Raw genomic sequence first — 24,636 nt, 5'->3', positions numbered from 1 at the left:
GCATCCGAAAAAAGAAGCAGTTGCGCGCGCTTTTCGCGCAGCAGGCCGTCTGCGGCGGCATGTCGCATGAGTGCGTCAGCGGTCGAGCACGAGCGGTTCCGACCCTTGCGCGGGCCGCGCGACGCACAGCAGCGCGCAACCGGGTTCGACCGTGGCGTCGGGCGCCTGCTCGTAGTCGACCGCGCCGGACAGCACGCGCGTCGCGCACGTGCCGCACGACCCGGAACGGCATTCGGACGGCACGTCCACGCGCTGCCCTTCCGCGAATTCGAGCAAGGTGCCGTCGGCGGGCGTCCACGCGGCTTCGCGGCCGGTGCGCCGGAAGACGACCGGCACGCTCGCCGCTGCCGGCGTCGCAGTCGTGCGGGTCACGCTGCGTGCCACGCTCGACGGCCCGAATGCCTCGAAACGGATGCGCTCGTCCGGCACGTTCAGTGCGCGCAACCCGTCGTACAAATCGCGCATGAACGCCGATGGCCCGCAGAGGTAGAAATCGTAATCGTCGAACGAAAGGATCCGCTTCAGCTGCGCGATATCGATGCGGCCCGCATGCGCTGCGGAGCCTTCGTGAGGATGACTGTCGAACCAGTGGAGCGACAAGCGCGCGTCGGCGGCGGCGACGCGCGCCAGTTCCTCGGCGAACGGTCGATCGGCTGCTTCACGCGCACCGTGTAAGAACACCACGCGGCGCGGCGAGTGAGCGTCGGCCAGCGCACGGCGCAGCATCGCGATCATCGGCGTGATGCCGATACCGGCCGACACGAGCACGGCCGGGCGCGGGCTCGCGAGATCGAACGAGAAGCGGCCGCGCGGCATCTGCGCGTCGAGCGTCATGCCCGCGTGCGCGTGATCGTGCAGCCACGCCGAGACGCGCCCTTCGCGCTTCACGGTGATCCGGTAATGCACGCCGCCCGGTGCATCGGAAAGCGTGTAGCTGCGAATCGCCGGCGAATCGCTGGCCGGTAGCGCGACGCGCAACGTGAGGTGCTGCCCGGCTTCGTAGGCGGGCAACGGGCCGCCGTCCACCGGTTCGAAATGGAACGAGCGGATCGCGCGCGCTTCGTCGACGATCTTTGCGATGCGCAGTGGGCGCCATGCGGGTGCCGACGTCGATGGGGTCGGCAATGCGGATGCGGATGCGGATGCGGATGCGGATGCGGATGCGGATGCGGATGCGGACGATACCACCACGCCTGCCCCTGCCCCTGCCCCTGCCCCTGCCCCTGCCCCTGCGTTTGCGTTTGCGTTTGCGTTTGCGTTTGCGTTTGCGTTTGCGCCCACACCCGCCGTCATCGCCGCGAACTGCGGCGCACGCTCGACCGCCGACCACCGAAACGGCAGCACCGCGCGCATGCGCCGCACTTCCCGCACATGGAACCGCACGACCCGCTGCGCGCCCTCGAACGACGCGACGAGCGGCCCGTCCCACACGATCTCGGCGCGCGCGGCCACATACAGCAGGTCGCCGTGGTCGAAATCGACGAACAGCAGCCCCGCGCGCGGATCGTGCTGCAGGTTCCCGAGCGTATTGAAGAAGCGGTTGCCGCTGAAATCCGGCGTCGTCAGCGTGCGCGCATCGTCGACGCGCACGAAACCCGGCATCCCGCCGCGATGCGACACGTCCGCGCCGCGCGCGGCGCCCGCGTCCGCCGACGTGTTCGCGCTCGCGACGAAGAACGTATCGGCCTGCGCGAGCAGCGCGCGATCGACATCGTTCAACGCGTCCGACACGTCGGGCCGCGCTGAGGCATCGGCTTCCCGTGCGACGAACGTCGGCTTGCGCCCCTGGATGTACTTCGCACAGTTGCCGAAGCTCTGCTCGACCGCGATCGTCAGCGCATCGCCGTCGACCGCGCGCACGACGCCGTTGACGCGATTGCGCCGTCGCGTATCGAATTCGATCCCGAGCCCGCCGAGCGGCGCGCCCGGTTGCCACGCGCCGGCCAGCGGATCGCCCGGCAGCGCGCGCGCCGCGATGCGCAGCGTGCGCGCATCGGGCGACGTCACGAACCCCGGCGCGCCGGCCCGCAGCGTCGCCCACGGCTGGCCGTGCGCGTCGACGCCGCCGAGCACGAAGAACGGCAGTTGCGCGAAAAACGTCCGGTGCTGGTCCGGCATGAAGCGCCGGATCCCGCGCCGGCCGGCCGAACCCGCGGCCTCCGTCACGCCCGCGCGCTGCTGCACGGCGAGCTCGCCCGCGTGAAACGGCGCGGTGTCGAGTTCCCAGCCTGGTACGACGGTGGTCGGGGTGTTCATTGCGTTCTCCCTGAGCAGGCCCGGCTTCGATGAGCGTTACGCGGCGAGCAGGCCCACGCGCGTCGTCGGCATCGCGACGAAGCCCGGCAGCGCCTCGATGCGCGCCAGCCACGCACGCACGTGCGGATACGGTTCGAGCGACACGCCGCCCTCCGGTGCGTGCGCGATGTACGAATACGCGGCGATATCGGCGATCGTCGGCTGCGCACCGGCAGCAAACGGCTTGCCAGCCAGCTCGCGGTCGATCACGTCGAGCACTTTGGCGGCCGTGCGCTTGGCGGCCTCCTGGTCGAGCTGCGCGCCGAACACGGTCACGAGCCGCGCGGCGGCCGGCCCCGATGCAATCGGCCCCGCCGCATACGACAGCCAGCGCTGCACGACCGCCGCGCCGGCCGGATCGTCGGGCAGCCAGTGCGCGTCGCCGTAGCGCTTCGCGAGGTAGACGAGGATCGCGTTCGAATCGGCGATCACCGTGCCGCCGTCGTCGATCACGGGCACCTGTCCGAGCGGATTGAGCGCGAGAAACGCCGGTTCGCGCTGCGCGCCGGCGGCCAGATCGACATCGACGGTCTCGGACGGCAGGCCGAGCAGCGACAGGAACAACCGGACGCGATGAGCGTGCCCGGACAGCAGGAACGAATACACACGGATCGGGGAAGCAGGCTTGTTGGCGGCAGACATGGAAACGCTCCGGACTCTCGCGCCGCCGGGGATCGGCGACGCACAACCGCAGCGTAGCGCTCGCCGTTCGTCACCAGAAGACGGATAATCGCTGAAACATCATCCTCTTCCATAGGACAATCGACGATGGCCGATCTGCGCGACGTGAACCTGAACCGGCTGGCGATCTTCGTCGCGGTGGTCGACGCCGGCTCGCTGACAGCCGCGGCCGAGCGGCTCGGCCTGGCGAAGACGGTCGTCAGCACGCACATGCAGCGCCTCGAATCCGAGGTGGGCGCGAACCTGCTGGTGCGCACCACCCGGCGGCTAAGCGTGACCGACGCGGGGCGGGCGTTCTACGACGCGTGCCGCGACATCGTGCGCGCCGCCGAAAGCGCGCTCGACGCGGTGTCGTCCGATGCGGGGCCGCTGCGCGGCACGCTGCGCGTGAGCGTGCCGATCGACTATGGCGCGCTGGTCGTCGCGCCTGCCGTGGTCGCGTTGCGCGACCGGCATCCGGGGCTCGACGTCGAACTCGTCGCGAACGACCGCGTGGTCGATCTCGTCGCGGACAACCTCGACGTCGCGATCCGCATCGGCCGCCTCGCCGATTCGAACTATCGGGCGGTGCAGCTCGGCACGTACGAGAAATGGCTGGTCGCGAGTCCCGCGTTCGTCGCGCGCCACGGGCGGCCACACGATCCGGATGCGCTCGCCGCGCTGCCGTTCGTGATGCTGTCGTCGCTGCCGCACGCGCATACGGTCAAACTGGAAGACGCGAACGGCAACACCGCTTCGGTGCGCTGCGTCGCGCCGGTCGTGTCGAACACCGCCACCGCGTGCCGCGCGATCGTGCTCGCGGGCGGCGGCTTCGGGCTGCTGACGGATTTCTCGACCGCCGACGACGTCGCGGCGGGCCGGCTCGTGCGGCTGCTGCCTGCGTGGCGCTCGGCGCCGGCCGGGATTCACGCGGTGTATCCGTCGACGCGGCTGCCTTCGCCGAAAGTTCGGGCGTTTGTCGACGCGATGAAGGCGAGGATCGGGGAGACAGCGGGGGTCATCGCCGCGAAGCGACCCCGCACGCGTTAGCGTGTTAGTCGAACCGGAAGACGTTACGTTCGGGACTCATTCGTCGCAGCACTCGATATCCGCAAACACGGACTCGACAGGACGAAAATGGCCCTGTGCGATTTCGCGCTCACCTAGAGACAACAGCGTCAGCAACACCAGCGTTGCTTGAGACGCTCCCGACGATTCGATATCCACGACATACCTCTCGTTGTTTGCAACCGGCCAAGATCTGGTTGGCCGCCCATATCAACGCGTGATTGATGGCGAACCGTCAAATCACGCATTACCGTTACCCCACCTCCCGCAACGTCCCCAGCAGCACCTTCCTGCAACTCGCGACCATCTGCGCCTCCGGATCGCGATAGTCGGTGAGCAGCCACGCCGCGCCGACGTTCGTCATCGCGCCGACGAGCGCGAGCCCGATCAGCCGCTGCTCGGTGCGCTCCGCCGGTGTTGCCGCTTCGCGTGGCGCGCCGATCGCCATGATCAGCTTGCCGAAGTCGATCAGCATGCGCTGGTAGGTCATGTCGGTGTCCGCGCTCACGCCCATCACCTCGAGCAGCAGCACGCGCGCCGCGCACGGGTCGCGCAGGAACGCGAAGAACGCGGCGAGCCCCGCATCGACGCTCTCGCGCAGATCGCCACCGCGCTCGGCCACCGCCCGCCCGACCGCTTCGTGCAGCTGCTGCGCGTGATGCAGGTAGGTGCAGCGCAGCAAATCGTCGGTGCTGTCGAACGCCGCATAAAAATAGCGATCGTTCAGCTTCGCTTCCTGGCAGATCGACCGCACGGTCGCCTTGCGGAACCCGACCGTGCCGAACACGCGCGTCGCCGCGCGAATCAGTGCTTCGCGCCGCTCCGCGGCCCGCACCTCGGGCGCCACGCCGCCATACGACCGGCCCCTTTTTTCCGTTTTTTCCGTTTCGAGTGCTTTCTCCATTCCGCTATTTGACATCAGGACACCCGAAAACTAAAGTGGTGACGAACAACACCACATTAGATGCGCCGCCGGTACAGCGCAAGCGGAACGGGAGGAACGACGGATGAAGGGGTTTTCCGGCAAGGTCGCCGCGATCACGGGCGCAGGTTCGGGCATGGGCCGCAGCCTCGCGGTCGAGCTCGCGCGGCGCGGCTGCGAGGTCGCACTCGCCGACGTCAACGACGTCGGGCTCGCCGGCACGGCGGCCGCCTGCGCGCAGCACGGCGTACGCGTGAGCACGCGGCGGCTCGACGTCGCCGACCGCGATGCGGTGTTCGCGTGGGCCGATTTCGTGCGCGCCGAGCACGGCAAGGTCAACCTGGTCTTCAACAACGCGGGCGTGTCGCTGGCCGCCAGCGCCGAGACCGCGCGCATCGCCGATCTCGAATGGATCGTCGGCATCAACTTCTGGGGTGTCGTGCACGGCACGCAGGCGTTCCTGCCGCATCTGCGCGCGTCGGGCGACGGGCACATCGTCAACACGTCGAGCCTGTTCGGCCTCGTCGCGATGCCCACCCAAAGCGCGTACAACGCGACCAAGTTCGCGGTGCGCGGCTTCACCGAAGCGCTGCGGATGGAGCTCGAGCTCGACGGCGCGCCGGTGAGCGCGACCTGCGTGCATCCGGGCGGCGTCGCGACGAACATCGTCGACGCAGGCCGCGTCGATACCAGCATCCATGCGCTCACGGGCCAGGACGAAGCGACCCATCGCCGCCAGGCCAACCGCCTGATCAACGCGACGACGGCCGACGACGCCGCGCGGCAGATCCTCGCGGGTGTCGAGCGCAATGCGCGCCGCGTGCTCGTCGGCGCCGACGCGCGCCGGCTCGACCGGATCGCGCGCGTGCTCGGCGCCGGCTACCAGTGGCTGATGCTGCGCCACGTGCGCCGCGCCCGCGCCCGCAACCTCGAACGCGCGCACGCCCCGGCCGCGCGCCCGACCACGCCGACCAAGGACCCAGCATGACCTCGACGACGACCGACCGGCGCGACGCGCCGCCCGCGCCCGGCACCCGCCAGGACGGCAACGACCTCGACGTGCTGATCGTCGGCGCCGGCCTGTCCGGCATCGGCGCCGCGTATCACCTGAAACAGCGCTGCCCGTATGCCAACGTGGCGATCGTCGAGGCGCGCGACGCGATCGGCGGCACCTGGGACCTGTTCCGCTATCCGGGCGTCCGTTCGGATTCCGACATGTTCACGCTCGGCTACAGCTTCCGGCCGTGGCACAGCGACAAGGCGATCTCGGACGGCCAGACGATCCTCGACTACATCCGCGACACCGCGCGCGCATACGGCATCGACAAGACGATCCGCTACGGCCAGAAGATGATTGCAGCCGACTGGGACTCGAGCCGCGCGCGCTGGACGGTGCGCATCGAGCGCACGCGGGACGGTGCGACCGACACGCTCGTCTACACCTGCCGCTTCCTGTTCATGTGCAGCGGCTATTACGACTACGACGCCGGCTACCTGCCCGACTGGGCCGGGATGGACACGTTCGAAGGCAAGCTCGTGCATCCGCAGCACTGGCCGAAGGACCTGTCGTACGCGAACCGGCGCGTGGTCGTGATCGGCAGCGGCGCGACGGCCGTCACGCTCGTGCCGTCGATGGCGGCCGATGCGCAGCATGTGACGATGCTGCAGCGCTCGCCGACCTACATCGTGTCGCTGCCCGCGCGCGACAAGATCGCGAACGCGCTGCGCCGCGTGCTGCCGTCGCGGCTCGCGCACCGGCTCGTGCGCGTGAAGAACGTGCTGTTGACGATGTACCTGTACAACGTGTCGCGCCGCAAGCCCGACCGGACCAAGCAGTTCATCATCCGCGCGGCCAGCAAGCAGGTCGGCCCCGGCTTCGACGTCGCGAAGCACCTGACGCCGCGCTACATGCCGTGGGACCAGCGCGTGTGCCTGGTGCCGAACGGCGACCTGTTCAAGGCGATCCGCGCGGGCCGCGCGTCGATCGTCACCGACGAGATCGAGCGCTTCACGCCGACCGGCCTCAAGCTGAAGAGCGGCCAGCAGCTCGACGCGGACGTGATCGTCACCGCGACCGGGCTGAAGGTGAAGATGCTCGGCGGCGCGCGCGTCACCGTCGACGGCCGCGCGGTCAACCTGCCGGATACCGTGTCGTACAAGGGCATGATGTACAGCGACGTGCCGAACCTCGCGTCGTCGTTCGGCTACACGAATGCGTCGTGGACGCTGAAGGCCGAGCTGATCGCGCGCTACGTGTGCCGGCTGCTCAACCACATGCGCGCGAACGGCTACGACACGTGCGTGCCGCGGCTCGGCACCGGCGACCTCGGCAACGTGCCGGCCGTCAACCTGAGCTCGGGCTACATCCAGCGCGCGGCCGGCATCCTGCCGAAGCAGGGGCACAGCAAGCCATGGAAATTCCACCAGAACTACGTGCTCGATCTCGCATCGCTGAAGTTCAGCGGACTCGCCGATTCGGCGATGCAGTTCGAACGCCGCGCAAAAGCCGGCCCGGCCGTCACGGCGCCGGTTGCCGAACCCGCACTCGAAACCCGCTGAGGCCGACATGACCCCTACGCTCCATCTGATCCAGAACGTGCTGCTCGGCGTCGTCGCGGTGCTCGCCGCGCTCGCGCTGTTTACCGGTTACGTGGCCCGCCGCGTGACGCGCGCGTTTCCGCCCGAAGGCCGCTTCGTCGACATCGGCGGCGACCGCATCCACTACGTCGAATACGGCAACGGCCCGCCGATCGTGTTCGTCCACGGGCTCGCGGGGCAGCTGCGCAATTTCGCGTACCTGCCGCTCGCGCGGCTCGCGCAGCAGCATCGCGTGATCCTGATCGACCGGCCGGGCGCCGGCCGCTCGCTCCGCGGCGCGGGTTCGCAGGCGAACGTGTTCGCGCAGGCCCGCACGGTCGCCGCGTTCATCGACGCGCTGAAGCTCGACAAGCCGGTGCTGGTCGGCCACTCGCTCGGCGGCGCGATCGCGCTCGCGGTCGGGCTCAATCATGCGGACCGCGTGAGCCGGCTCGCGCTGATCGCGCCGCTGTCGCACGAGCAGAGCGAGCCGCCGGCGCCGTTCAAGCCGCTGATGCTGCCGTCGCCGCTGGTGCGCCGCTTCGTGTCGTGGACCTTCGCGATTCCGCTGACGATCCTGACCGGCCGCAAGGCCGTGCGCCAGGTGTTCGCGCCGGAAGACGTGCCGCGCGACTTCCCGGTCAAGGGCGGCGGGCTGCTCGGGATGCGCCCGCACGTGTTTTACGCAACGGCGACCGACCTGCTGTCGGCGCCGGTCGACCTGCCCGCGATGGAACGCCGCTACCCGGATCTCGCGCTGCCGGTCGACGTGCTGTACGGCCGCGCCGATCCGATCCTGAACTGGCGCGAGCACGGCGAAGCGCTCGCGAAGAAATCGGCGCGCGTGCGGTTGAAGGTCGTCGACGGCGGGCACATGCTGCCGGTCACGATTCCGGACGCCACCGCCGACTGGCTGCTCGAAGTCGCCGCCGCGCCGGCCGAGGTGGCCGCGCCGTCGGCGCGCATCGCGTAAGCCGAAATCGAGTAACAGGACTTGATTCCGTGCCGTGCCGCCTGCGCTGCGGCGGAATCAGGTTTCGTCGTCGGGCACCGACAGCCCGAGATCCGATATCACCTCCCGCGCGCTGCGGAACGCCTCGACCGCAGCCGGCGCGCCCGCGTACAGCGCGCTGTGCAGCAACACCTCGCGAATCTCGACGAGGCTCGCGCCGTTGTTGAGCGCGCCGCGAATGTGACCCTTCAGTTCCGTGCTGCGGCCAAGCGCCGCCAGCATCGCGCAGGTGCACAGGCTGCGCGTCTTCAGGTCGATGCCGCCCCGCTGCCACGTGCTGCCCCACGCGTGCTCGTTCAGCCAGTTCTGCAGCGGCCGCGAAAAACCGTCGAGGTTGCGCATCGCACGCTCGACGAACGCCTCGCCCATCACGTCGATGCGTCGCGCCTTGCCGTATTCCCTGTCCTGTTCGCTCATGTCCGTGTCCTGTGTGGAGTCTGGGTGTTGCGGCGTCGCCGCCAGCCGGGGATGTCGCGCCATGTTCATCGGGCCCGCGCGTTTCGTCAAAGATGCGGCCCTCGGTTCGAGGCCGCCCGCGTCACGCGATGTCGAACGCTACGTAACATCGCGCCACGCGTTACGGCGGCGTGCGGGAACATCGCAACCGCCGCGCCGGCGCACCCTGCGTGCCCGTCGCGCGAAACCGCCGGAACGCCGTTTAAATCGCACGTATATTCCCGAATCCTGCAATAAAGCGCGACACCATTTCGGGAATACTGCCGTGGCGCGGAATTTGCAGAGGAGGCTTGGACACACTTCCAATGTCGAGGCCAACATGCACAAACTCTTCAAGAAGACGACGGTAACGATGGCCGTCTCGTCGCTGCTCGCACTCTATGGTTGCGGCTCGGTCGATGGGCCGACCACGCCGCCGACGATCAAGCCGAGCACGTCAGGGACGGGCGGCAGCTCGGGGACGTCGGGGACGTCGGGTGGTGGGACGTCGGGTACTTCGGGTGGCGGGACTTCGGGTAGTTCAGGTACTTCGGGCACGTCGGGCACGTCGGGCACGTCGGGTACTTCGGGTACTTCGGGTACTTCGGGTACTTCGGGTACTTCGGGTACTTCGGGTACTTCGGGCACTTCCGGTACGTCGGGTACTTCCGGCACGTCGGGCACCTCCGGCACGTCGGGCACCTCTGGCACGTCGGGCACTTCCGGCACGTCGGGCACTTCCGGTACGTCGGGTACTTCCGGCACGTCGGGCACCTCCGGCACGTCGGGCACTTCCGGTACGTCGGGTACTTCCGGTACGTCGGGCACTTCCGGTACGTCGGGCACTTCCGGTACGTCGGGCACTTCCGGCACGTCGGGCACTTCCGGCACGTCGGGCACTTCCGGCACGTCGGGCACTTCCGGTACGTCGGGCACTTCCGGTACGTCGGGCACTTCCGGTACGTCGGGCACTTCCGGTACGTCGGGCACTTCCGGTACGTCGGGCACTTCCGGTACGTCGGGCACTTCCGGTACGTCGGGCACCTCCGGCACGTCGGGCACTTCCGGTACGTCCGGCACCTCCGGCACCTCCGGTACGTCCGGCACCTCCGGTACGTCCGGCACCTCCGGTACGTCCGGCACCTCTGGCACGTCGGGCACCTCCGGCACGTCGGGCACCTCCGGCACGTCGGGCACTTCCGGCACCTCGGGCACTTCCGGAACGTCGGGCACCTCCGGCACCGGCGTCACCCCCCTCGGCAATGTCCTCCAGAAATCCGGCAACCTCGTGACGGCACTCGGCACGACGGTCGCAACCGGTGGTGCGCAGATCGGCGGCGTGCAGATCCCCGGCACGAACCCGACGACGGCCACCAGCGTCGGCAACGCGGTCACGAGCCTGGGCAACGGCGTGCAGGCGCTCGGAAACGGCGTCGCGGCCGGCCTCGGCTCGATCGGCGTGTCGGCCAACCCGCTCGGACCGACGTTGACGTCGACCACCGGCCTGCTGACCGGCACCGGCGGCGCGGTCAACAACCTCGGCAACGCGGTGAAGAGCCTCGGTTCCGGCCCGCTGTCGCCGCTGTCGCCGGTTACGACACTCGTCGGCGATCTCGTCAACACCGTCGGCGGCGCCGTCAACTCGACCGCGTCGGGCCTCAACACGGCGCTGAACAGCTCGCCGGTCCAGCAGCTCGAGACGCAGGTCGGCAAGGTGATCAACCCGATCACGAACACGCTGACCGGCGGAGTCACGACGCCGGGCGCCACGCAGACGCTCGGCGGCGTCACGCTGCTCGGCACGCCGCTCAACGGCCTGCTGAGCGCGCTCGGCAACGGCCTCGCCAGCGCCGGCACGAAGGTCGGCGGCGCAACCGACAACCCGGTCGGCGGCGCGCTCGGCGGCGTCGTGGCGCAGCTCGGCAACACGGTGACGTCCACCGGCGGCCTCGTCCACGACAGCAACGCGGGCAGCTCCAGCAGCGGCACGGGCGGCAGCAACCCGCTCGCCCCGATCACGGGCCTGCTCGGCACGCTGACGGGCGGCCTGGGGGGCGGCAGCTCGAGCGGTTCGGGCGGCACCGGCGGCACGAGCAGCGGCGGCCCGCTCGGACCGGTCACGGGCCTGCTCGGCTCGCTGACGGGTGCGCTCGGCGGCCTCGGTTCGGGCGGCACGAGCGGTACCGGCGGAACGAGCGGCACGGGCGGCACCAGCGGCACCGGTGGCGCGGGTATCGGCGGCCTGCTCGCGCCGGTCACCAACCTCGTCAACTCGCTGACGCCGCTCGGCGCCAGCCTCACCGGCACGGTCACGACGCCGGGCGGCAACGTGACAGGCACGCTCGGCGGCCTGCTGTCGAGCGGCCCGGTCGGCACGGTGACGGGTGCGCTGACGACGCCGGGAGGCGCCGCCGGCGCCACCGGCACGGCCAGCCCCGGCGGTGCGGCCGGCTCGGTCACGACGCCGGCGGGTGGCGGCTCCGTGGTGGGCGGCCTGACCGGCGGCTCGAGCGGGGGTGCCGCGGGCGGCGCCGGCAACCTGCTGTCGCCCGTGACGAACCTCCTGGGCGGTCTGCTGGGCGGCGGCAACAAGAAGTAACGCTTTACCTATCAGAACCACAGGCCAATGGCCGGGCGCGCATCCATACAAAGCCCGGCCGACGGCCGGCGTCACCCGCCAAGCGGGGGCGCCGGCCCTCATCCGTACGAGGATCCGATCATGAATTCCACGCTTGACGGCATCGCCGCGGTCCAGGACCGCCCACCCCGTTCCGCCACGCCGCTGCGCGCCGGCCTGCTCGGCATCGCCGCCGGGCTCTTCGCGCTGTGGATCACGCGCGACCAGCCGGCCCTCGACGCGGCCACGCGCGCGGTCATCGCCAGCCTCGCGATCATCGGCACGATCGCGCTGCACGAAATCTTCATCTCGCGCGTCTACCTGCGCCCGAGCGCGGGCCTGTCGCGGCAGGCCGTCCGGCCGCTCGGCATCGCGCGCGTCGCGACGCGGCTCGGCGCGCTGACGTCGATCTATGCCGGCATCGGCGTGATCTACTGGCTGCTGCCCGAATACCACGGCAAGTTCTACCTGCCGTTCTGGACGCTGCTGCGCTCGCTCGCGCCGTACGTCATCGTCGCCGCGCCGTTCTACTTCGCGTGGATGGATCGCCACCAGCGCGAGACCGACGACGCGTACCTGCTGTGGGGCCGCTTCCTGTTCCGCCGCGAGCAGCCCGCAAGCTGGAAGCCGGTGCGCGAGATGCTGGCCGGCTGGGGCGTGAAGGCGTTCTTCCTGCCGCTGATGACCGTCTACCTGTCGAAGGACGCCGATCACCTGACCGCGTCGCTCGCGAACGCGATGCATGCGCCGATGACGATCGCAACCTTCGTGTTCATGTACGACCTGTCGTTCACGATGGACCTGATGTTCGGCACGGTCGGCTATCTGTGCACGTTCCGCATCCTCGACAGCCACGTGCGCACCGTCGAGCCGACGACGCTCGGCTGGGTGGCCGCGTTGATGTGCTACCAGCCGTTCTGGTCGCTGTTCTCGAACAACTACATCCGCTACGAAGGCTCGATGTTCTGGGACAACTGGCTGATGTCGGCCCCGACGCTACGCGTGATCTGGGGCGCGGTGATCATCCTGCTGCTGTTGACCTACGCGCTGTGCACGATCTCGTTCGGGCTGCGGTTCTCGAACCTGACGAACCGCGGGATCATCACGTCGGGCCCGTACCGCTTCACGAAGCATCCGGCGTACATCACGAAGAACCTGTCGTACTGGATGGTGTCGGTGCCGTTCGTCGAGCCGCTCGGCTGGCAGGTCGGACTCATGCACTGCGCGGGGCTCGTCGCGGTCAACCTGATCTACTACACGCGGGCGAAGACGGAAGAGCGCCACCTGATGCGCGACCCCGACTATCGCGCGTATGCCGAATGGATCGAGCAGCACGGGCTGTTCGCGCGGATCAGGCAGGCATTCGGGCAGCGCGCGCCGGCTTGATACGGTGGCAATGGCGGGGCCAGTTGCCCCGCCGCTTCACCGAAGCGCCGCGCGGGCCCGAAACCACAGCGCGTTGCGGCGGGCATGCTCAGTCGAACGGAACGCCGCTGTCGCGCCCGTCATGCGCGCGACCGGTCGCACGCGTCAGCCCCGTGATCGCGACGAAGCTCGCGAGGCCCATGCCGAAGCAGCAGGCCGCGAGCGGCCACGCGGTAGCGCCGTCGAAGAGCAGCGTCGCGAGCGTGCCCACGCCCGTGACGATCACGCCCTGCACCGCGTAGTAAAGCGCAACCGCCTTGCCGGCGGCATCGCCGAAATCGCGCAGCGCCCCGTTCGCGGACACCGACGACATCAGCACGATGCCGACCGCAACCAGCCACATCGGCATCACGAACGTCGCGAACGACGGCTTCGTCAGGACCGTGCAGACGGCCAGCACGATCGCGCCAGTCATCATCGTGAGCGCCCCTCGCGCAACGCAGCCGGCCTCGCCCCATCTCGACACGAACGTCCCTGCGAAGCGCGACACGACGACCATCACGATCGCGACAGTCGCAAAGGCCACGCTGAACGCCACGCGGGAATAGCCCACCCCTCCGACCAGCACGCGCGGCGCGGTAGAGAAGAAGACGAAGAACGCCCCCATCGCGGCGGCAAACGCGAGTGTGTGAACCTGAAAGGGCCGGCTGCCGAGAATCGATGCGACGGACGGCCCCTGCCGGTTCGCTGTTCGCGGCCGTGTTTCGTGCCAGCGTGGCCACGCACGGCCGCACGCCAGCAGACCCAGCAGGCCGAGCGTCGCGAAGATCGCGCGCCATCCGCAGGCGGCTACGATGGCCGCGCCGAGCAGCGGGCCCAACGCGGGCACGAACGCCAGCATCGCGCCGAAGTGGCTGTAGATCGTGCGACCTTCCGGGCGATCGGCGTAGACATCGCGCACGGTCGCAAACGTGGCGACGAGCGCGGCCGACGCGCCCACTGCCTGCAGCACGCGCAGTGCGACGAACAGACCGCCGCCGGTGGCCATCGCAAGTGCCAGCGAAGCCGCCGCAAAACACAGCGCACCACCGAGCACCACCGGCCGTCTGCCGACGCGATCCGACAACGGGCCGAAGAGCATCTGGCCCAAGCCGAGGACGACCATGTAGACACTCAGCGTCAATTGGACGATAGCCGGTGACGTGCCCAGCGCGGACGGCATCTCCGGGATCACCGGCAGGTACACGTCCATCGCCAGCGACGCGAGAAGATCGAAAGGCGCCATCAGCAAGAGCGCCGATGGCAACGAATAGGCCCAGGCGGGCGTGGATTGTTCAGGCATGACGAGGCATCCGCTCAGAAAAGGGAATCTGGCGGCGATCTGCCTAGTCAGCGAGGGACAACGGGAGATCGCCGCAACGACCGGTGGACGAAGGTCGTTGCGGCTTAGCGATCCGTGGACGGGCCGGCTCCCATGGAGGAATCCTTGCGGTGTGCGTTGACCGCGCAGTGTAGTCGGTTCGACAGACGGGCACCAGCCGCGTGCGCACGGCCAGCGGAGGCTGTCGGGCCGGCCCGCGTCGCCTTCCGCTCGGGCGGCGGCACGCCATCATGCGGCCAATTGTCGCGAAACGACGCGATTCTCCGCCTTTCGTCACTTTTCAGCTTCTGTCCGATTGCCCACCCGAATCACGTCGCGTATGGTGCTGCCCGTCCGCGTGCGATACGGCGCCCGACCTGCGCGCTTGTCGCCCGGACCTTCGACCGTCGTCCCGCACGACGGCCGCGCGGGCCGTGCCCGCCGCTCACCGTCTCCGCGATGCCGCCCTCCGGCGCCGCGCATTCTTGAGGAGAGAGACGTGATCCACAAAGTCCTGATCCTGTTCGCACTCTGCATCGCGGGCCTCGCCGCGATCGCCGCCGGTTTCCAGCACATCCCCAGCTGATTCGCGGCCCCGGCTCGCTTCGCCGAGCCCGGGGGCCGCAGCCATTTCTTCCCCCCTTTGCGATGAACCACTTTCTCGGACCGCCCGGGACGGGCGACCTTTGCCATGCGTATCGACGTACAGCATTCCCAGCACGACATCGACGATGAACTCGACACGCTCTACGCGCGTCTCCACCAGCCCGGCCATCGCCTGCACGGCCTGCCGGCCGTCGCGCTCGGCCACTCCGGCCTGATCGTCCGCCACCGCGAGGCGGACGGCGAGTACTTCCTGTATGTCGAGGATCCGGCCGCGCGCCAGCTTGCCGGCTATACGGTGTTCAACCGCCTGCCCGAAATCCCGCGCCGCGCCGACCGCTACCTGCGCGCGCCGCATACGCGGCTGCGCGGGTCCGCGCAACGCAGGGGGCTCGCGACGACGTTGTATCGCTGGGGGCTCGACGCGGGCCTGTGCCTGATCAGCGGCGCGCGCCAATCGATCGGCGCCGCGCAGTTGTGGACGGCGCTCGCGCGGGATTACCGGCACGGCTTCGTCGATATCGACGGGCGTGCGCTGCGTTATCTCGGTGAAACCGTCGCCGACGACGTGCACGGCGCGCTGCATACGCGGCGGCTGATGCTCGGTCATGGATGGGAGATCGGGGAATTCGCGCGCGTGGCGGGGATGGCCGGTGCCGCCCGAACACCGGTGCGATAATCCGTGCGACCGGCGCGACGCTCGCCGCTACGCGACGCGCCAACCGACACGCATCTCGATGACAACCGATTCCCGAACCGACTCCGACCGCCACATCGACATCGTCGCGCTGTGCGGCAGCCTGCGCGCGCAGTCGTACAACGCCGCGCTGCTCGACGCGGCCGCGCGCGTCGCGCCGCACGGCATGCGCATCGTGCGCTTCGATCGTCTCGGCGAATTCCCGCTGTTCAATCCCGATACCGAATATCCGTCGCCCGCCGCGGTGCGCGACCTGATCGACCGTGTGAATGCCGCCGACGGCCTGTTGATCGCCAGCCCGGAATACGCGCACGGCGTCACGGGCGTGATGAAGAACGCGCTGGACTGGATCGTGGGATGCGAGGCCGTCGTGTACAAGCCGGTCGCGGTGCTGAATGCGTCGCCACGCGCGACGCATGCGGACGCGGCGCTGCGGGAGACGCTGTCGGTGATGTCGGCGAACATCGTCGAGCGCGCGTCGATCACGCTGCCGATCCTCGGGAGCCAGCTCGACGCGGCGGGGATCGCCGCGCATCCGCCGTTCGCGTCGGCGCTCGCCGATGCGCTGCACGCACTGCGCGCGGCCATCCAGGCGGCAGAACCGGGCCGGTAGCAACCCGCGTGCGTTACCGCGCCTTCGCGCGCGTCACCTTCTTCGCCGGCTTGGTCGCCTTCGCGCGCGGCGCTTCCTTCTCGGGCTGCGCGCCGCCGCCGGCGAGATCCTCGAGCCACGCGAGCGCGTCGACATACGACAGAAACTGCTGCAGATAGGCCGGCGACAACTCGCGCATCGTCGCGAGCGACCGGTGCACGAGACTGTTCGAATTGAGCGGCCCCGCGTTGCGCGGTACCTGGTCGAGCGACTGGCGGTACTGCTGTTCCGTGCGGACCTTCGACCACATCGTGCGGAAGTAGTCGACCAGCTCGGGATCGAGCCCGCGCCGGTCGGCCTGCGCATCGCGCGCGAGCCGCTCGACGAGTTCCGCCAGCGCGCCGCGCACGGGCGTACCTGCCGCGCCGCTCGCGGTTGCGGTTGCGGTTGCGGTTGCGGTTGCGGTTGCGGTTGCGGTTGCGGTTGCGGTTGCGGTTGCGGATGCGGTTTCATCGGCGCGCGCAACGATCTCCGCGAAGCCTTCGAGCAACGTCGCCAGCCGCGCATCGAGCAACGCGCGCGCGTCGCCTTCGAGCGCGGCCGCGCGCCGTTCGAGCGCGTCGATCCGGTGAAAGCGCACCGGATCGAGCCGGTCGGCGCCCTGCTCGCGCCATGCGTCGAGCGTCGCGCGAACGTGCGTCGCGTCGCCGGTCACTTCGCCTTCCCTCCGTTCGATGCCGACTTGCGCGGCACCGGCGCGATCTCCACGCGGCGGTTCTTCGCGCGGCCCTCATCGTCCGCATTCGAGCTGACCGGCTGCTCGGAGCCGAACGCGGCCGCGAACACCGACGACGCCGGCACGCCGGCGTCGATCAGCGCACGCGTGACCGTCAACGCGCGCTTGGCCGACAGTTCCCAGTTGTCCGCGAACAGGCGGTTGCCCGCATGCACCTGCTGGTCGTCGGCGAAGCCGCTGATCATCAGGATCTCGTCGCGCGTCTTCAGGTAGGCGCCCAGCGGCGCGGCCAGCGTCTTCAGCAGGTCACGGCCCGCGGGCTGCAACTGGTCGGAATTCAATGCGAACAGCACGTTGCCGCTGATGCCGATGCGGCCGTTCACGAGCGTCACGCGACCGGCCGCGAGCGGCCCGGCAAGCGCCTGCTCGAGCGACTTGCGCTGCTGCGCTTCCTGCTGGCGCGCACGCACGGCCTCCTCGAGCTTCGACGTGAGCTGAAGCTGCATGCCGATCACGCCGACGAGGATCAGCACGAACGCGCCGAGCAGCACCGACATCAGGTCGGCGAACGCGGGCCACACCGGCGCGGCGGACGCGCCGCCGTCGATTTCGTCATGCATGCGTTACGCTCCGACGCTCGCCCGCCGACCGGCGAGCTGCTGCAGGTCTTCGACGATCTGCTTCTGCGACATCATGCTCAGGTCGATCACCTCGCGCGCCTGCGCGACGTAGTACTCGAGCTGCTCGTCGCTGCGCGCGAGCGACTTCTCGAGCGCGGCCTCGATGCGTTGCAGATGGGTCAGCAGCTTGTCGTTCGACTCGCCGAATACCTGCACGGCCATCCCGAATGCGTCGCCGAGGCTCGCGACCTCGACGGCGCCCGCCGTGACTTGCGCGGCCACCGAGTCGAGCTTGCGCGTCTCGGCATCGACGGTGTCGTTGAAGCGCGCGCCGACGCGGTCGAGCAGGTCGGCCGACGTGCTGACGAGCGCGTCGATCGCGGTGCGCTGTTCGGTCGACGCGTGGTTGACCGCGCCGAGCAGCGTTTCGAGTGTCGCGAGCAGGCGGCTGCGTTCCTCGAGCATCGCGGTGTCGTGCACCAGGCTGTCGGACAGGCGCTGACGCAGCTCGGCGACGACGTCGGCCGCGGCCTTCGGCGCCTCCGAGGCAGCCTGCACAAGACGCGCGATCTCGTTGATCGTGTCGCTCGCGTGCACTTGCGCCTGCGCGGTGATGTCGTTCGCGGTGCGGGCCAGCGTGTCGCAGATGTCCTGCTGGCGCGTCGCGGCCCGCGCGCTCGTCTGCGCCCATTCGTCGCGCAGCGCGGCGGCCATCGCGGCGAGCGAGTCGTTCCATGCCGCCAGGCGCTGTTCGTCGCGCGCGGCCAGTTGCGTCTGCAGGCCGGCGTGCGAATCGCGGATCGTCGACAGCAACTCATTCGAGCGTTGTTCGAACGTCGAAGCCTGTGCCGTGAGATCGCGCGTCGTTTGTGCGAGTGCGTCGCAGATTTCCTGCTGACGGCCCGCGCTGTGCACGCCTGCGCGCTGCCATTCGTCACCGAGCTTCGCGACCATCGCAGCCAGCGAGTCGTTCCACGCAGCGAGGCGTTCTTCGTCGCGCGCGGCCAGTTGCGTCTGCAGGCCCGTGTGTGAATCGCGGATCGTCGACAGCAACGCGTTCGAGCGTTGTTCGAACGTCGAAGCCTGTGCGGTCAGGTCGCGCGTCGTTTGCGCCAGTGCGTCGCAGATTTCCTGCTGACGGCCCGCGCTGTGTACACCTGCCCGCTGCCATTCGTCGCCGAGCTTCGTCGCCATCGCGGCCAGCGAGTCGTTCCATGCAGCGAGGCGTTCTTCGTCGCGCGCCGCGAGCTGCGTCTGCAGGCCCGTATGCGAATCGCGGATCGTCGACAGCAACGCGTTCGAGCGTTGTTCGAACGTCGAAGCCTGTGCGGTCAGATCGCGCGTCGTTTGCGCCAGTGCGTCGCAGATTTCCTGCTGACGGCCCGCGCTGTGCGCGCCGGCGCGCTGCCATTCGTCGCCGAGCTTCGTCGCCATTGCGGCCAGCGAATCGTTCCATGCGGACAGGCGTTCTTCATCGCGCGCGGCCAGTTGCGTCTGCAGGCCCGTGTGCGAATCGCGGATCGTCGACAGCAGTTCGTTCGAGCGTTGTTCGAACGTCGAAGCCTGTGCCGCGAGATCGCGCGTCGTTTGCGCCAGTGCGTCGCAGATTTCCTGCTGGCGGCCTGCGCTGTGCGCGCCGGCGCGCTGCCATTCGTCGCCGAGCTTCGCGGCCATCGCGGCCAGCGAGTCGTTCCACGCGGCGAGACGTTCCTCGTCGCGTGCAGCCAGTTGCGTCTGCAGCCCCGCGTGCGACTCACGCATCGCGGCAAGCGTCGCGCCCGAATGGCGTTCGAACGTCGCGGCGGCCTCGCCCAGCGCGCGCGCATGCTGGCCGGCCAGCGTCTCGCCGACCTGCTCCTGGCGCGACAGCGCATCGCGCCATGCTTCCGACAGGCGGCTTTCCGTCGATTCGAGGCGCGTCGCCACGCCGTCGAGCAGCGCCGTCGAGCGCTGCGAGAACGTGTCGGTGAACTGGCCGAGCGTCGTCTGCAGCTGCTGCGCGACGGCATCGCCCGCGCGGCGCTGTTCGTCGAGCGCGCGGTTCCAGACGGCCGTCACGTTGCCGGTGGTCTTCTCGAAGCCGTCCGTCAACCCGTCGAGCTGGCGCTGCACGGCGCCCGTCACGGTGTCGCGCAGCGCGGCCATCTCCTGCGCGAGCCCCGTCATCGTCGCGGCGACGACCGGCTGCAGCGCGGCACCGGCCACGCGCGCGCTTTCGGCGGCGCTTTCCTTCAGCGCGTCGCCGACATTCGACGCGAGGCCCGCATACGCGCGCTCGGTCCGGTCGAAAAACGCCTGCTGGCTTTCGATCTGGCGATCGTGCAGCGCGACGCTGCGCGCCTCGAGCGTCGTCATCATCGTCTGCAGCCGGTCGACCAGCGCCGGCATCACGTCCGCCTGGCGCTGCAGCAGCCGGAACGATTCGTCGCGCTGGTGCGCGGACGAATGCACGCGCAGCGTCGTCGCGATCTTCGCGTCGAGCTGCTGGGCCGCGTCGATCCGCTCGCGGCGCACCAGTGCGGACAGCAGCCCGAGCATCGCGGACGTCGCGACGCCGGCGATCGACGTGCCGAATGCGAACCCGAGGCCCTTCACCGGCGCGATCAGCGACGCGCGGATCGCGTCGAGATCGGTCGCGCTTTCGAGCGCGGCGCCCGTGCCCTTCAGCGTGACGACCATCCCGAGCAGCGTGCCAAGCATGCCGAGCAGCACGAGCAGGCCGACGAGGTAAGGCGTGAGCGACGGGCCCGGCAGCGCGACGCGCGCGCCTTCGACCCGCGCGCGCACGGCGCCGCGCAGGCCCGGGTGCAGCGTGTCGAGCCACGTGTCGAGTTTCGCGGGCGGCTCGGTCAGGCCGGCGACCGCGCTCGACAGCGTGGCGGTGGCCTGCCGGTAGCGCAGCAGTTCCCATGCGCCGGCAACGTAGCACGCGGCGATCAGCAGCGTAACGGCCGCCGCCAGCGGGTTCGACGCGACATAGCCGACGCCGATCCAGCCCACAGTGAGCAGACCGGCGACGAAGACAACGAGATCAAGGCGAATTCTGGACATAGCGTGTTGATTAGCTGGTGCGAAGGGCCGCGAGCAGCCCGTCTACCGTTTGAAACCGGACTTCGAGTTCGGCAAGCAGGATGCTTTGCATCTCGTCGCGAAACGTATCGAGCCATGCGCCGGGCACGATCGCCGCGACAGCCGTGGCGTCGGCCACCACCGCGCCGTCATCGGCTGGATTTGCCGTGGCTGCTGCGGCCGCGGCCGCGGATTCGGCATCGGCCAGCGCCTGCCGCTCCGCGTCGCGCAGCCGCCCGAAACGGGTGCCGAGCAGCGCGGGGATGGCCGACAGCAGGCTGCGCTCGCGCGCGCCGAGCACGCGCTCCATGATCGCGTCGAGCGTCGCGAGCCGCGCCATGCCGGACGAGCGCGCGGCGACCGCGACCCGCAGGCGGCCGCGCAACTGGCCGATCGCCGTTTCCATGTCCTGCTGCAGGGATAGATAACGCTGGCGGAAATCCGCGAAATCGGCCGTGTCGGCGGCCGGCGGCGGCGGATCGCCGGGCCGGCGCCGCGCACGCGGCCGGTGGGTGGCCGTGATCGCCTGCGCGAGCTCGTGGCGCACGCGCGCGCAGTCGCGCTCCGCGTCGTAGCCGCGCACGCCGGCCGCGACGCCGGGCGGGCTCGCGTTCAGCGCGGACGACAGCGTGATCGCGTCGGTCCAGCCGAGCCACTGGCTCAGCCGGTCGGACAGCGTCTGCCGGGATTCCGCGACGTCGGCATCGGCCACGCGCGCGAGCAGCCGGACGAGCGCCGGGCCGCTCAGCGCCGGGCGCGGAGGTGCTTGCACCATGCTGCAAACCGTCAAAAAAGGCAGCAGTTTACACGTCGCCGGGCGGTCGGCCGCCAGAATCGGGGAAGCGGCGCCGATGGGCGCGGCGGGCGACACACGCGAACGCCCGCCGCGCAAGGCTCGGCGGGCGACTGGAGGCTGCTGCGGCGGCGGTCCTGCCGGGCAATTGCCGTTGCCGTTGCCGTTGCCGTTGCCCTTGCCCTTGCCCTTGCCCTTGCCCTTGCCCTTGCCCTTGCCCTTGCCCTTGCCGTTGCCCTTGCCGTTGCCGTTGCCGTTGCCCTTGCCCTTGCCCTTGCCCTTGCCCTTGCCCTTGCCCTTGCCCTTGCCCTTGCCCTTGCCCTTGCCCTTGCCCTTGCCCTTGCCCTTGCCCTTGCCCTTGCTGATGCCCTTGCTCGTGCCCCTACTCCTGCTCCCGCCCCGCCCCGCCGTCGCCCACCACCGTGCGCCCCGCCGGTTACGAATATCGTCCGACGATACCTGCCGCGTTGCACTACCATCAAAGCACCCGCCGAGCCACGCGATCCGGCCGCGGGCGGCGCCGCTGAGACCGGGCGCCACCGCCCCACGACGACAACAGACGGGCCCGGCCCGACCGCACACGATGCTTGCCAATCTCGTCTCGCGCCTGCGCGACCGTTTCGGCAAACCGCCGACGCCGCAGGCCTTCGCCGAACGCCTGATCGCCACGCTGCGCGCATCGGGCGACACACGCACCTGGCGCCACGAGGACGAGAAGGGCTGCCTCGTCCAGTCGGATGTGCCGTCGAACATCATCAACCTGCACAACCTGTTCCGCGACTACGCGGCCGCGAAGCCGTCCGAGCGGGACACCGTGCTGAAGCGCCAGGCGAACGCGATGATGCAGCACGAGATCCCGACGGATTTCGCCGCCGCGCGCGCGAAGCTGCGCCCCGTGATCCGCAGCGCGACCGAGCGCTGCGTGACGGCGCTGCAAACGGCCGGGCAGTTCGGCATCACGGAGCTGGCGTTCCGGCCGCTGTGCGAGAACATCGAGATCGGCATTGCGTACGACGGCGAGCTCGACATCGCGCGCCTGCCGACCGCGACGCTCGACCGATGGGGCGTCTCGTTCGACGAAGCCTGCGACATCGCGATCGACAACCTGCGGGCCGCATCGTCGACGCCATGGGCCGCGCTGCCGAACGGGGTATTCCTGTCGCAATTCGACGACGCGTACGACGCGGCGCGGCTGCTGCTGACCGACCTGCTCCACCGGCAGCCGATCGCCGGCGCGCCGGTCGTGATGGCGCCGAACCGCGCGGTGCTGCTGCTCACCGGCGACCGCAACCCGGCCGGGCTCGCCGCCATGGTCGACCTCGCCGAACAGGCGCAGGCGCAGCCGCGCCCGCTGCCGCCGCTGATGCTGCGCTGGGACGGCGCCGCCTGGCGGCGCTTCGTGCCGGCAGGGCTCGAAGCGAAGCTGCATGCGCTGCGCATCGGCGAGCTCGCGGGCGACTACCAGGATCAGCGGATGCTGCTCAACGACGTGCATGAGCGCGACGGCACCGACCTCTTCGTGGCGACCTACTCGGTGTACAAACGCCAGGACGGCAGCCTGTTCAGCGTCGGCGTATGGAGCGACGGCGTGCCTTCCCTGCTGCCCGAGACGGATATCGTCGCGCTCCATCGCGGCTCGACGGGGCAGTCCGCGTACGTGCCGATGGCCGAGCTGCTGCGCACGTGCGGCGACCTGATGACGGCCACCGGGCATCGCCCGGTGCGGTATGAAGTGAAGGCATTTCCGGACGACACGCGGTTCGCGGCGCTGCTGGCGCGGTTCAGCGAAGCGTGATGCTGACGCCGATGCGCGTTCGCGCGGCGCGCGCCGGCGGCCCGCCACGGGAATGGCCGGCCGCCGTGCGATGCGGATCGGGAATGGAAGCGGTTAGATGCGGTCAGATGCCCGCTTTCGGCGCATTCAGGATCAGTCGCAGCCCGAGCAGCGTGATCGCGCCGGCGGCGATGCGGTCGACCCACTTCTTCGCGCGCAGGTAGAGCTCGCGCGGCCGGCGTGTGGAAAAGCACAGCGCGACGATCGTGTACCAGCCGAATTCGACGCCGAACACGAGCGGCGGCAGCGCCAGATAGCACCACAGCGGCGGATGCTGCGGGAGCAGCGCCGCGAAGATGCTGCCGTACCAGATCGCCGTCTTCGGGTTGCTGAGCTGGGTCGTGAGGCCCGTCCAGAACGACTTGCGCGCGCTGCCGCCGGCCATCGCCTGCGGATCGTCCATCGCGATCGGCCGGTCGGCGCCGCGCCAGATCTTCGACGCCATGTAGATCAGGTACGCGCCGCCCGCCACCTTGAGGCCCACGTACAGCCATTCGACGGCCTGCAGCAGCGTATAGAGCCCGGCCAGCGCGACGCCGCCGAACACGATGCCGCCGATGCCCATGCCGAGCGCGGTCGCGAGCCCGTCGCGGCGCGACAGCCCGATCGAATTGCGGGCAACCAGCACGAAGCTCGGGCCCGGAATCATCGCGCCGAGAAACAGCGCGGCCAGGATGGCGAGTACGGCAGCCGATGCAGTCATCGAAGTCTCCTTGGTGAGCGACGCCGGATCGCCAGCGCCTGCGTGTCGTTTCCGAGGGTCGAGCCGCTGATTCTGGCACGCTTCGCGCATGGCCGAAAGCGGCTTTGCGCTGCTATGCTGGCCCTCTTTCCCGTGATTCGCGCCGCCCCCCATGATCGAGATTCGCGCCGCCCGCTATCCCGCTGACGCCCGTGCCGTCGAGGCGATCTTCCGCGAGTACATCGCGAGCCCGACCGTCAGCCTCGAATTCCAGGACTACGAGCCCGAGATCGCCGCACTGCCCGGCAAGTACGCGGCGCCGCGCGGGCAGCTGCTGCTCGCGTGGCAAGGCGAGCGCGCGGTGGGCTGTGCGGCGTTTCGCGAGATCGACGCGACGACGTGCGAGATGAAGCGCGTCTATGTGCGTCCCGACGCGCGCGGGCTGAACGTCGGCCGCCAGCTCGTCGAACGGCTGCTGCACGACGCGAAGGCGGCCGGCTATGCGCGCATGTGCCTCGACGTGCTGCCCGAATTCGTCGCGGCCAGGAAACTGTATGCATCGCTCGGCTTCACGCCCGCGCCGCCTGTCGCGTTCAACCCGGTGCCGGGCACCGAGTTTCTCGGGCGGGATTTGTAGCGCCGGTACAGTGCGCAACTGACCACGCTCTTCCCGGCGCCCGACGGCCCGCTTTCAACCAA

At 69.6% G+C, this 24,636-nt stretch carries 21 protein-coding genes; 10 read left to right on the top strand and 11 right to left on the bottom strand.

All coding sequences use genetic code 11. The features are described from left to right. Positions 1 to 75 precede the first annotated feature (75 nt). Positions 76 to 2,256 (bottom strand): pyridoxamine 5'-phosphate oxidase family protein, encoded by a 2,181-nt coding sequence (locus LGM56_RS16250; protein ID WP_226205684.1) that lies wholly within the window; start codon positions 2,254 to 2,256, stop codon positions 76 to 78. 36 nt (positions 2,257 to 2,292) lie between these two features. Further along, on the bottom strand, positions 2,293 to 2,937 hold the full coding sequence (locus LGM56_RS16245) for a glutathione S-transferase family protein (RefSeq protein ID WP_226205683.1): 645 nt from the start codon (positions 2,935 to 2,937) through the stop codon (positions 2,293 to 2,295). A gap of 126 nt (positions 2,938 to 3,063) precedes the next feature. On the opposite strand from LGM56_RS16245, the gene LGM56_RS16240 reads away from it, so the two are divergent. After that, positions 3,064 to 4,005: a LysR family transcriptional regulator gene (locus LGM56_RS16240; RefSeq protein ID WP_226205682.1), complete on the top strand. Its 942-nt coding sequence runs from the start codon at positions 3,064 to 3,066 to the stop codon at positions 4,003 to 4,005. Between the two features lie 36 nt (positions 4,006 to 4,041). Here LGM56_RS16240 and LGM56_RS16235 read toward each other — a convergent pair whose 3' ends face one another. Continuing rightward, on the bottom strand, positions 4,042 to 4,182 hold the full coding sequence (locus tag LGM56_RS16235) for a hypothetical protein (RefSeq protein ID WP_179254919.1): 141 nt from the start codon (positions 4,180 to 4,182) through the stop codon (positions 4,042 to 4,044). 94 nt (positions 4,183 to 4,276) lie between these two features. Beyond that, a complete protein-coding gene (locus LGM56_RS16230; RefSeq protein ID WP_226205681.1) occupies positions 4,277 to 4,927 on the bottom strand; it encodes a TetR/AcrR family transcriptional regulator in 651 nt (216 codons plus the stop codon). A gap of 103 nt (positions 4,928 to 5,030) precedes the next feature. On the opposite strand from LGM56_RS16230, the gene LGM56_RS16225 reads away from it, so the two are divergent. Genes LGM56_RS16225 through LGM56_RS16215 form a run of 3 tightly spaced genes read left to right on the top strand, consistent with a single transcriptional unit; the run spans position 5,031 to position 8,495 of the window. After that, positions 5,031 to 5,933, top strand: coding sequence for an SDR family NAD(P)-dependent oxidoreductase (locus LGM56_RS16225; RefSeq protein ID WP_226205680.1), 903 nt, complete (start codon positions 5,031 to 5,033; stop codon positions 5,931 to 5,933). Next, the gene (locus LGM56_RS16220; protein WP_226205679.1) at positions 5,930 to 7,504 is read left to right on the top strand and encodes a flavin-containing monooxygenase; all 1,575 of its coding nucleotides are present in this window, start codon (positions 5,930 to 5,932) and stop codon (positions 7,502 to 7,504) included. The genes LGM56_RS16225 and LGM56_RS16220 overlap by 4 nt, the downstream gene beginning before the upstream one ends. Positions 7,505 to 7,511: 7 nt before the next feature. Continuing rightward, complete coding sequence (locus LGM56_RS16215; RefSeq protein ID WP_089497563.1) at positions 7,512 to 8,495, top strand: alpha/beta fold hydrolase; 984 nt, start codon at positions 7,512 to 7,514, stop codon at positions 8,493 to 8,495. Between the two features lie 57 nt (positions 8,496 to 8,552). On the opposite strand, the gene LGM56_RS16210 is transcribed toward LGM56_RS16215, so the two are convergent. Further along, a complete protein-coding gene (locus tag LGM56_RS16210; protein WP_226205677.1) occupies positions 8,553 to 8,951 on the bottom strand; it encodes a carboxymuconolactone decarboxylase family protein in 399 nt (132 codons plus the stop codon). Between the two features lie 358 nt (positions 8,952 to 9,309). On the opposite strand from LGM56_RS16210, the gene LGM56_RS37025 reads away from it, so the two are divergent. Together LGM56_RS37025 and LGM56_RS16200 are read left to right on the top strand one after the other, a co-directional pair. Further along, positions 9,310 to 11,568 (top strand): collagen-like triple helix repeat-containing protein, encoded by a 2,259-nt coding sequence (locus LGM56_RS37025; RefSeq protein ID WP_226205674.1) that lies wholly within the window; start codon positions 9,310 to 9,312, stop codon positions 11,566 to 11,568. A 120-nt stretch (positions 11,569 to 11,688) separates the two neighbouring features. Continuing rightward, complete coding sequence (locus tag LGM56_RS16200) at positions 11,689 to 12,972, top strand: isoprenylcysteine carboxylmethyltransferase family protein (protein WP_226205672.1); 1,284 nt, start codon at positions 11,689 to 11,691, stop codon at positions 12,970 to 12,972. Positions 12,973 to 13,060: 88 nt separating this feature from the next. Here LGM56_RS16200 and cml read toward each other — a convergent pair whose 3' ends face one another. Next, positions 13,061 to 14,293 (bottom strand): CmlA/FloR family chloramphenicol efflux MFS transporter, encoded by a 1,233-nt coding sequence (gene cml, locus LGM56_RS16195; RefSeq protein ID WP_226205670.1) that lies wholly within the window; start codon positions 14,291 to 14,293, stop codon positions 13,061 to 13,063. A 709-nt stretch (positions 14,294 to 15,002) separates the two neighbouring features. Here cml and LGM56_RS16190 point away from each other — a divergent pair. Continuing rightward, entirely contained in the window at positions 15,003 to 15,593 is a 591-nt protein-coding gene (locus LGM56_RS16190) for a histone acetyltransferase (RefSeq protein ID WP_226205668.1), read from the top strand. Positions 15,594 to 15,651: 58 nt separating this feature from the next. Next, the gene (locus LGM56_RS16185; RefSeq protein ID WP_226205666.1) at positions 15,652 to 16,224 is read left to right on the top strand and encodes an NADPH-dependent FMN reductase; all 573 of its coding nucleotides are present in this window, start codon (positions 15,652 to 15,654) and stop codon (positions 16,222 to 16,224) included. Positions 16,225 to 16,237: 13 nt separating this feature from the next. Here LGM56_RS16185 and LGM56_RS16180 read toward each other — a convergent pair whose 3' ends face one another. From LGM56_RS16180 to LGM56_RS16165, 4 genes are read right to left on the bottom strand one after another with little or no spacing between them, the layout of a single operon-like run. After that, positions 16,238 to 16,918: a DUF2894 domain-containing protein gene (locus LGM56_RS16180; protein ID WP_226205665.1), complete on the bottom strand. Its 681-nt coding sequence runs from the start codon at positions 16,916 to 16,918 to the stop codon at positions 16,238 to 16,240. Further along, positions 16,915 to 17,559, bottom strand: coding sequence for an OmpA family protein (locus LGM56_RS16175; RefSeq protein ID WP_089497571.1), 645 nt, complete (start codon positions 17,557 to 17,559; stop codon positions 16,915 to 16,917). Before LGM56_RS16175 ends, LGM56_RS16180 begins: the two co-directional genes overlap by 4 nt. A gap of 3 nt (positions 17,560 to 17,562) precedes the next feature. Continuing rightward, positions 17,563 to 20,610: a DUF802 domain-containing protein gene (locus tag LGM56_RS16170; protein ID WP_226205663.1), complete on the bottom strand. Its 3,048-nt coding sequence runs from the start codon at positions 20,608 to 20,610 to the stop codon at positions 17,563 to 17,565. A 10-nt stretch (positions 20,611 to 20,620) separates the two neighbouring features. Then, complete coding sequence (locus tag LGM56_RS16165; RefSeq protein WP_226205844.1) at positions 20,621 to 21,403, bottom strand: DUF3348 domain-containing protein; 783 nt, start codon at positions 21,401 to 21,403, stop codon at positions 20,621 to 20,623. A 601-nt stretch (positions 21,404 to 22,004) separates the two neighbouring features. Here LGM56_RS16165 and LGM56_RS16160 point away from each other — a divergent pair. Further along, positions 22,005 to 23,216 carry a hypothetical protein gene (locus LGM56_RS16160; protein ID WP_226205661.1) on the top strand — a complete coding sequence of 404 codons (1,212 nt, stop codon included), beginning with the start codon at positions 22,005 to 22,007 and terminating at the stop codon, positions 23,214 to 23,216. A gap of 103 nt (positions 23,217 to 23,319) precedes the next feature. Here the strand turns inward: LGM56_RS16160 and LGM56_RS16155 are convergent, their stop codons facing one another. Beyond that, the gene (locus tag LGM56_RS16155) at positions 23,320 to 23,958 is read right to left on the bottom strand and encodes a LysE family translocator (RefSeq protein ID WP_069252865.1); all 639 of its coding nucleotides are present in this window, start codon (positions 23,956 to 23,958) and stop codon (positions 23,320 to 23,322) included. Positions 23,959 to 24,109: 151 nt separating this feature from the next. Between LGM56_RS16155 and LGM56_RS16150 the strand changes: the two genes are divergently transcribed. Then, entirely contained in the window at positions 24,110 to 24,574 is a 465-nt protein-coding gene (locus LGM56_RS16150; RefSeq protein ID WP_226205659.1) for a GNAT family N-acetyltransferase, read from the top strand. Positions 24,575 to 24,636 lie beyond the last annotated feature (62 nt).

Source organism: Burkholderia sp. AU38729 (assembly GCF_020419725.1).
Lineage (GTDB): Bacteria > Pseudomonadota > Gammaproteobacteria > Burkholderiales > Burkholderiaceae > Burkholderia.
This window is presented reverse-complemented; position numbering and strand designations above follow the sequence as displayed.

What these genes read in the sequence shown, in the direction of transcription:
- LGM56_RS16210 (WP_226205677.1), bottom strand. Translation starts at nt 8,951, where the DNA reads ATGAGCGAACAGGACAGGGAATACGGCAAGGCGCGACGCATCGACGTG.
- LGM56_RS16155 (WP_069252865.1), bottom strand. Translation starts at nt 23,958, where the DNA reads ATGACTGCATCGGCTGCCGTACTCGCCATCCTGGCCGCGCTGTTTCTC.
- LGM56_RS16225 (WP_226205680.1), top strand. Translation starts at nt 5,031, where the DNA reads ATGAAGGGGTTTTCCGGCAAGGTCGCCGCGATCACGGGCGCAGGTTCG.
- LGM56_RS16250 (WP_226205684.1), bottom strand. Translation starts at nt 2,256, where the DNA reads ATGAACACCCCGACCACCGTCGTACCAGGCTGGGAACTCGACACCGCG.
- LGM56_RS16240 (WP_226205682.1), top strand. Translation starts at nt 3,064, where the DNA reads ATGGCCGATCTGCGCGACGTGAACCTGAACCGGCTGGCGATCTTCGTC.
- LGM56_RS16220 (WP_226205679.1), top strand. Translation starts at nt 5,930, where the DNA reads ATGACCTCGACGACGACCGACCGGCGCGACGCGCCGCCCGCGCCCGGC.
- LGM56_RS16165 (WP_226205844.1), bottom strand. Translation starts at nt 21,403, where the DNA reads ATGGTGCAAGCACCTCCGCGCCCGGCGCTGAGCGGCCCGGCGCTCGTC.
- LGM56_RS16230 (WP_226205681.1), bottom strand. Translation starts at nt 4,927, where the DNA reads ATGGAGAAAGCACTCGAAACGGAAAAAACGGAAAAAAGGGGCCGGTCG.
- LGM56_RS16245 (WP_226205683.1), bottom strand. Translation starts at nt 2,937, where the DNA reads ATGTCTGCCGCCAACAAGCCTGCTTCCCCGATCCGTGTGTATTCGTTC.
- LGM56_RS16190 (WP_226205668.1), top strand. Translation starts at nt 15,003, where the DNA reads ATGCGTATCGACGTACAGCATTCCCAGCACGACATCGACGATGAACTC.
- LGM56_RS16150 (WP_226205659.1), top strand. Translation starts at nt 24,110, where the DNA reads ATGATCGAGATTCGCGCCGCCCGCTATCCCGCTGACGCCCGTGCCGTC.
- LGM56_RS37025 (WP_226205674.1), top strand. Translation starts at nt 9,310, where the DNA reads ATGCACAAACTCTTCAAGAAGACGACGGTAACGATGGCCGTCTCGTCG.
- LGM56_RS16215 (WP_089497563.1), top strand. Translation starts at nt 7,512, where the DNA reads ATGACCCCTACGCTCCATCTGATCCAGAACGTGCTGCTCGGCGTCGTC.
- cml (WP_226205670.1), bottom strand. Translation starts at nt 14,293, where the DNA reads ATGCCTGAACAATCCACGCCCGCCTGGGCCTATTCGTTGCCATCGGCG.
- LGM56_RS16200 (WP_226205672.1), top strand. Translation starts at nt 11,689, where the DNA reads ATGAATTCCACGCTTGACGGCATCGCCGCGGTCCAGGACCGCCCACCC.
- LGM56_RS16175 (WP_089497571.1), bottom strand. Translation starts at nt 17,559, where the DNA reads ATGCATGACGAAATCGACGGCGGCGCGTCCGCCGCGCCGGTGTGGCCC.
- LGM56_RS16185 (WP_226205666.1), top strand. Translation starts at nt 15,652, where the DNA reads ATGACAACCGATTCCCGAACCGACTCCGACCGCCACATCGACATCGTC.
- LGM56_RS16170 (WP_226205663.1), bottom strand. Translation starts at nt 20,610, where the DNA reads ATGTCCAGAATTCGCCTTGATCTCGTTGTCTTCGTCGCCGGTCTGCTC.
- LGM56_RS16160 (WP_226205661.1), top strand. Translation starts at nt 22,005, where the DNA reads ATGCTTGCCAATCTCGTCTCGCGCCTGCGCGACCGTTTCGGCAAACCG.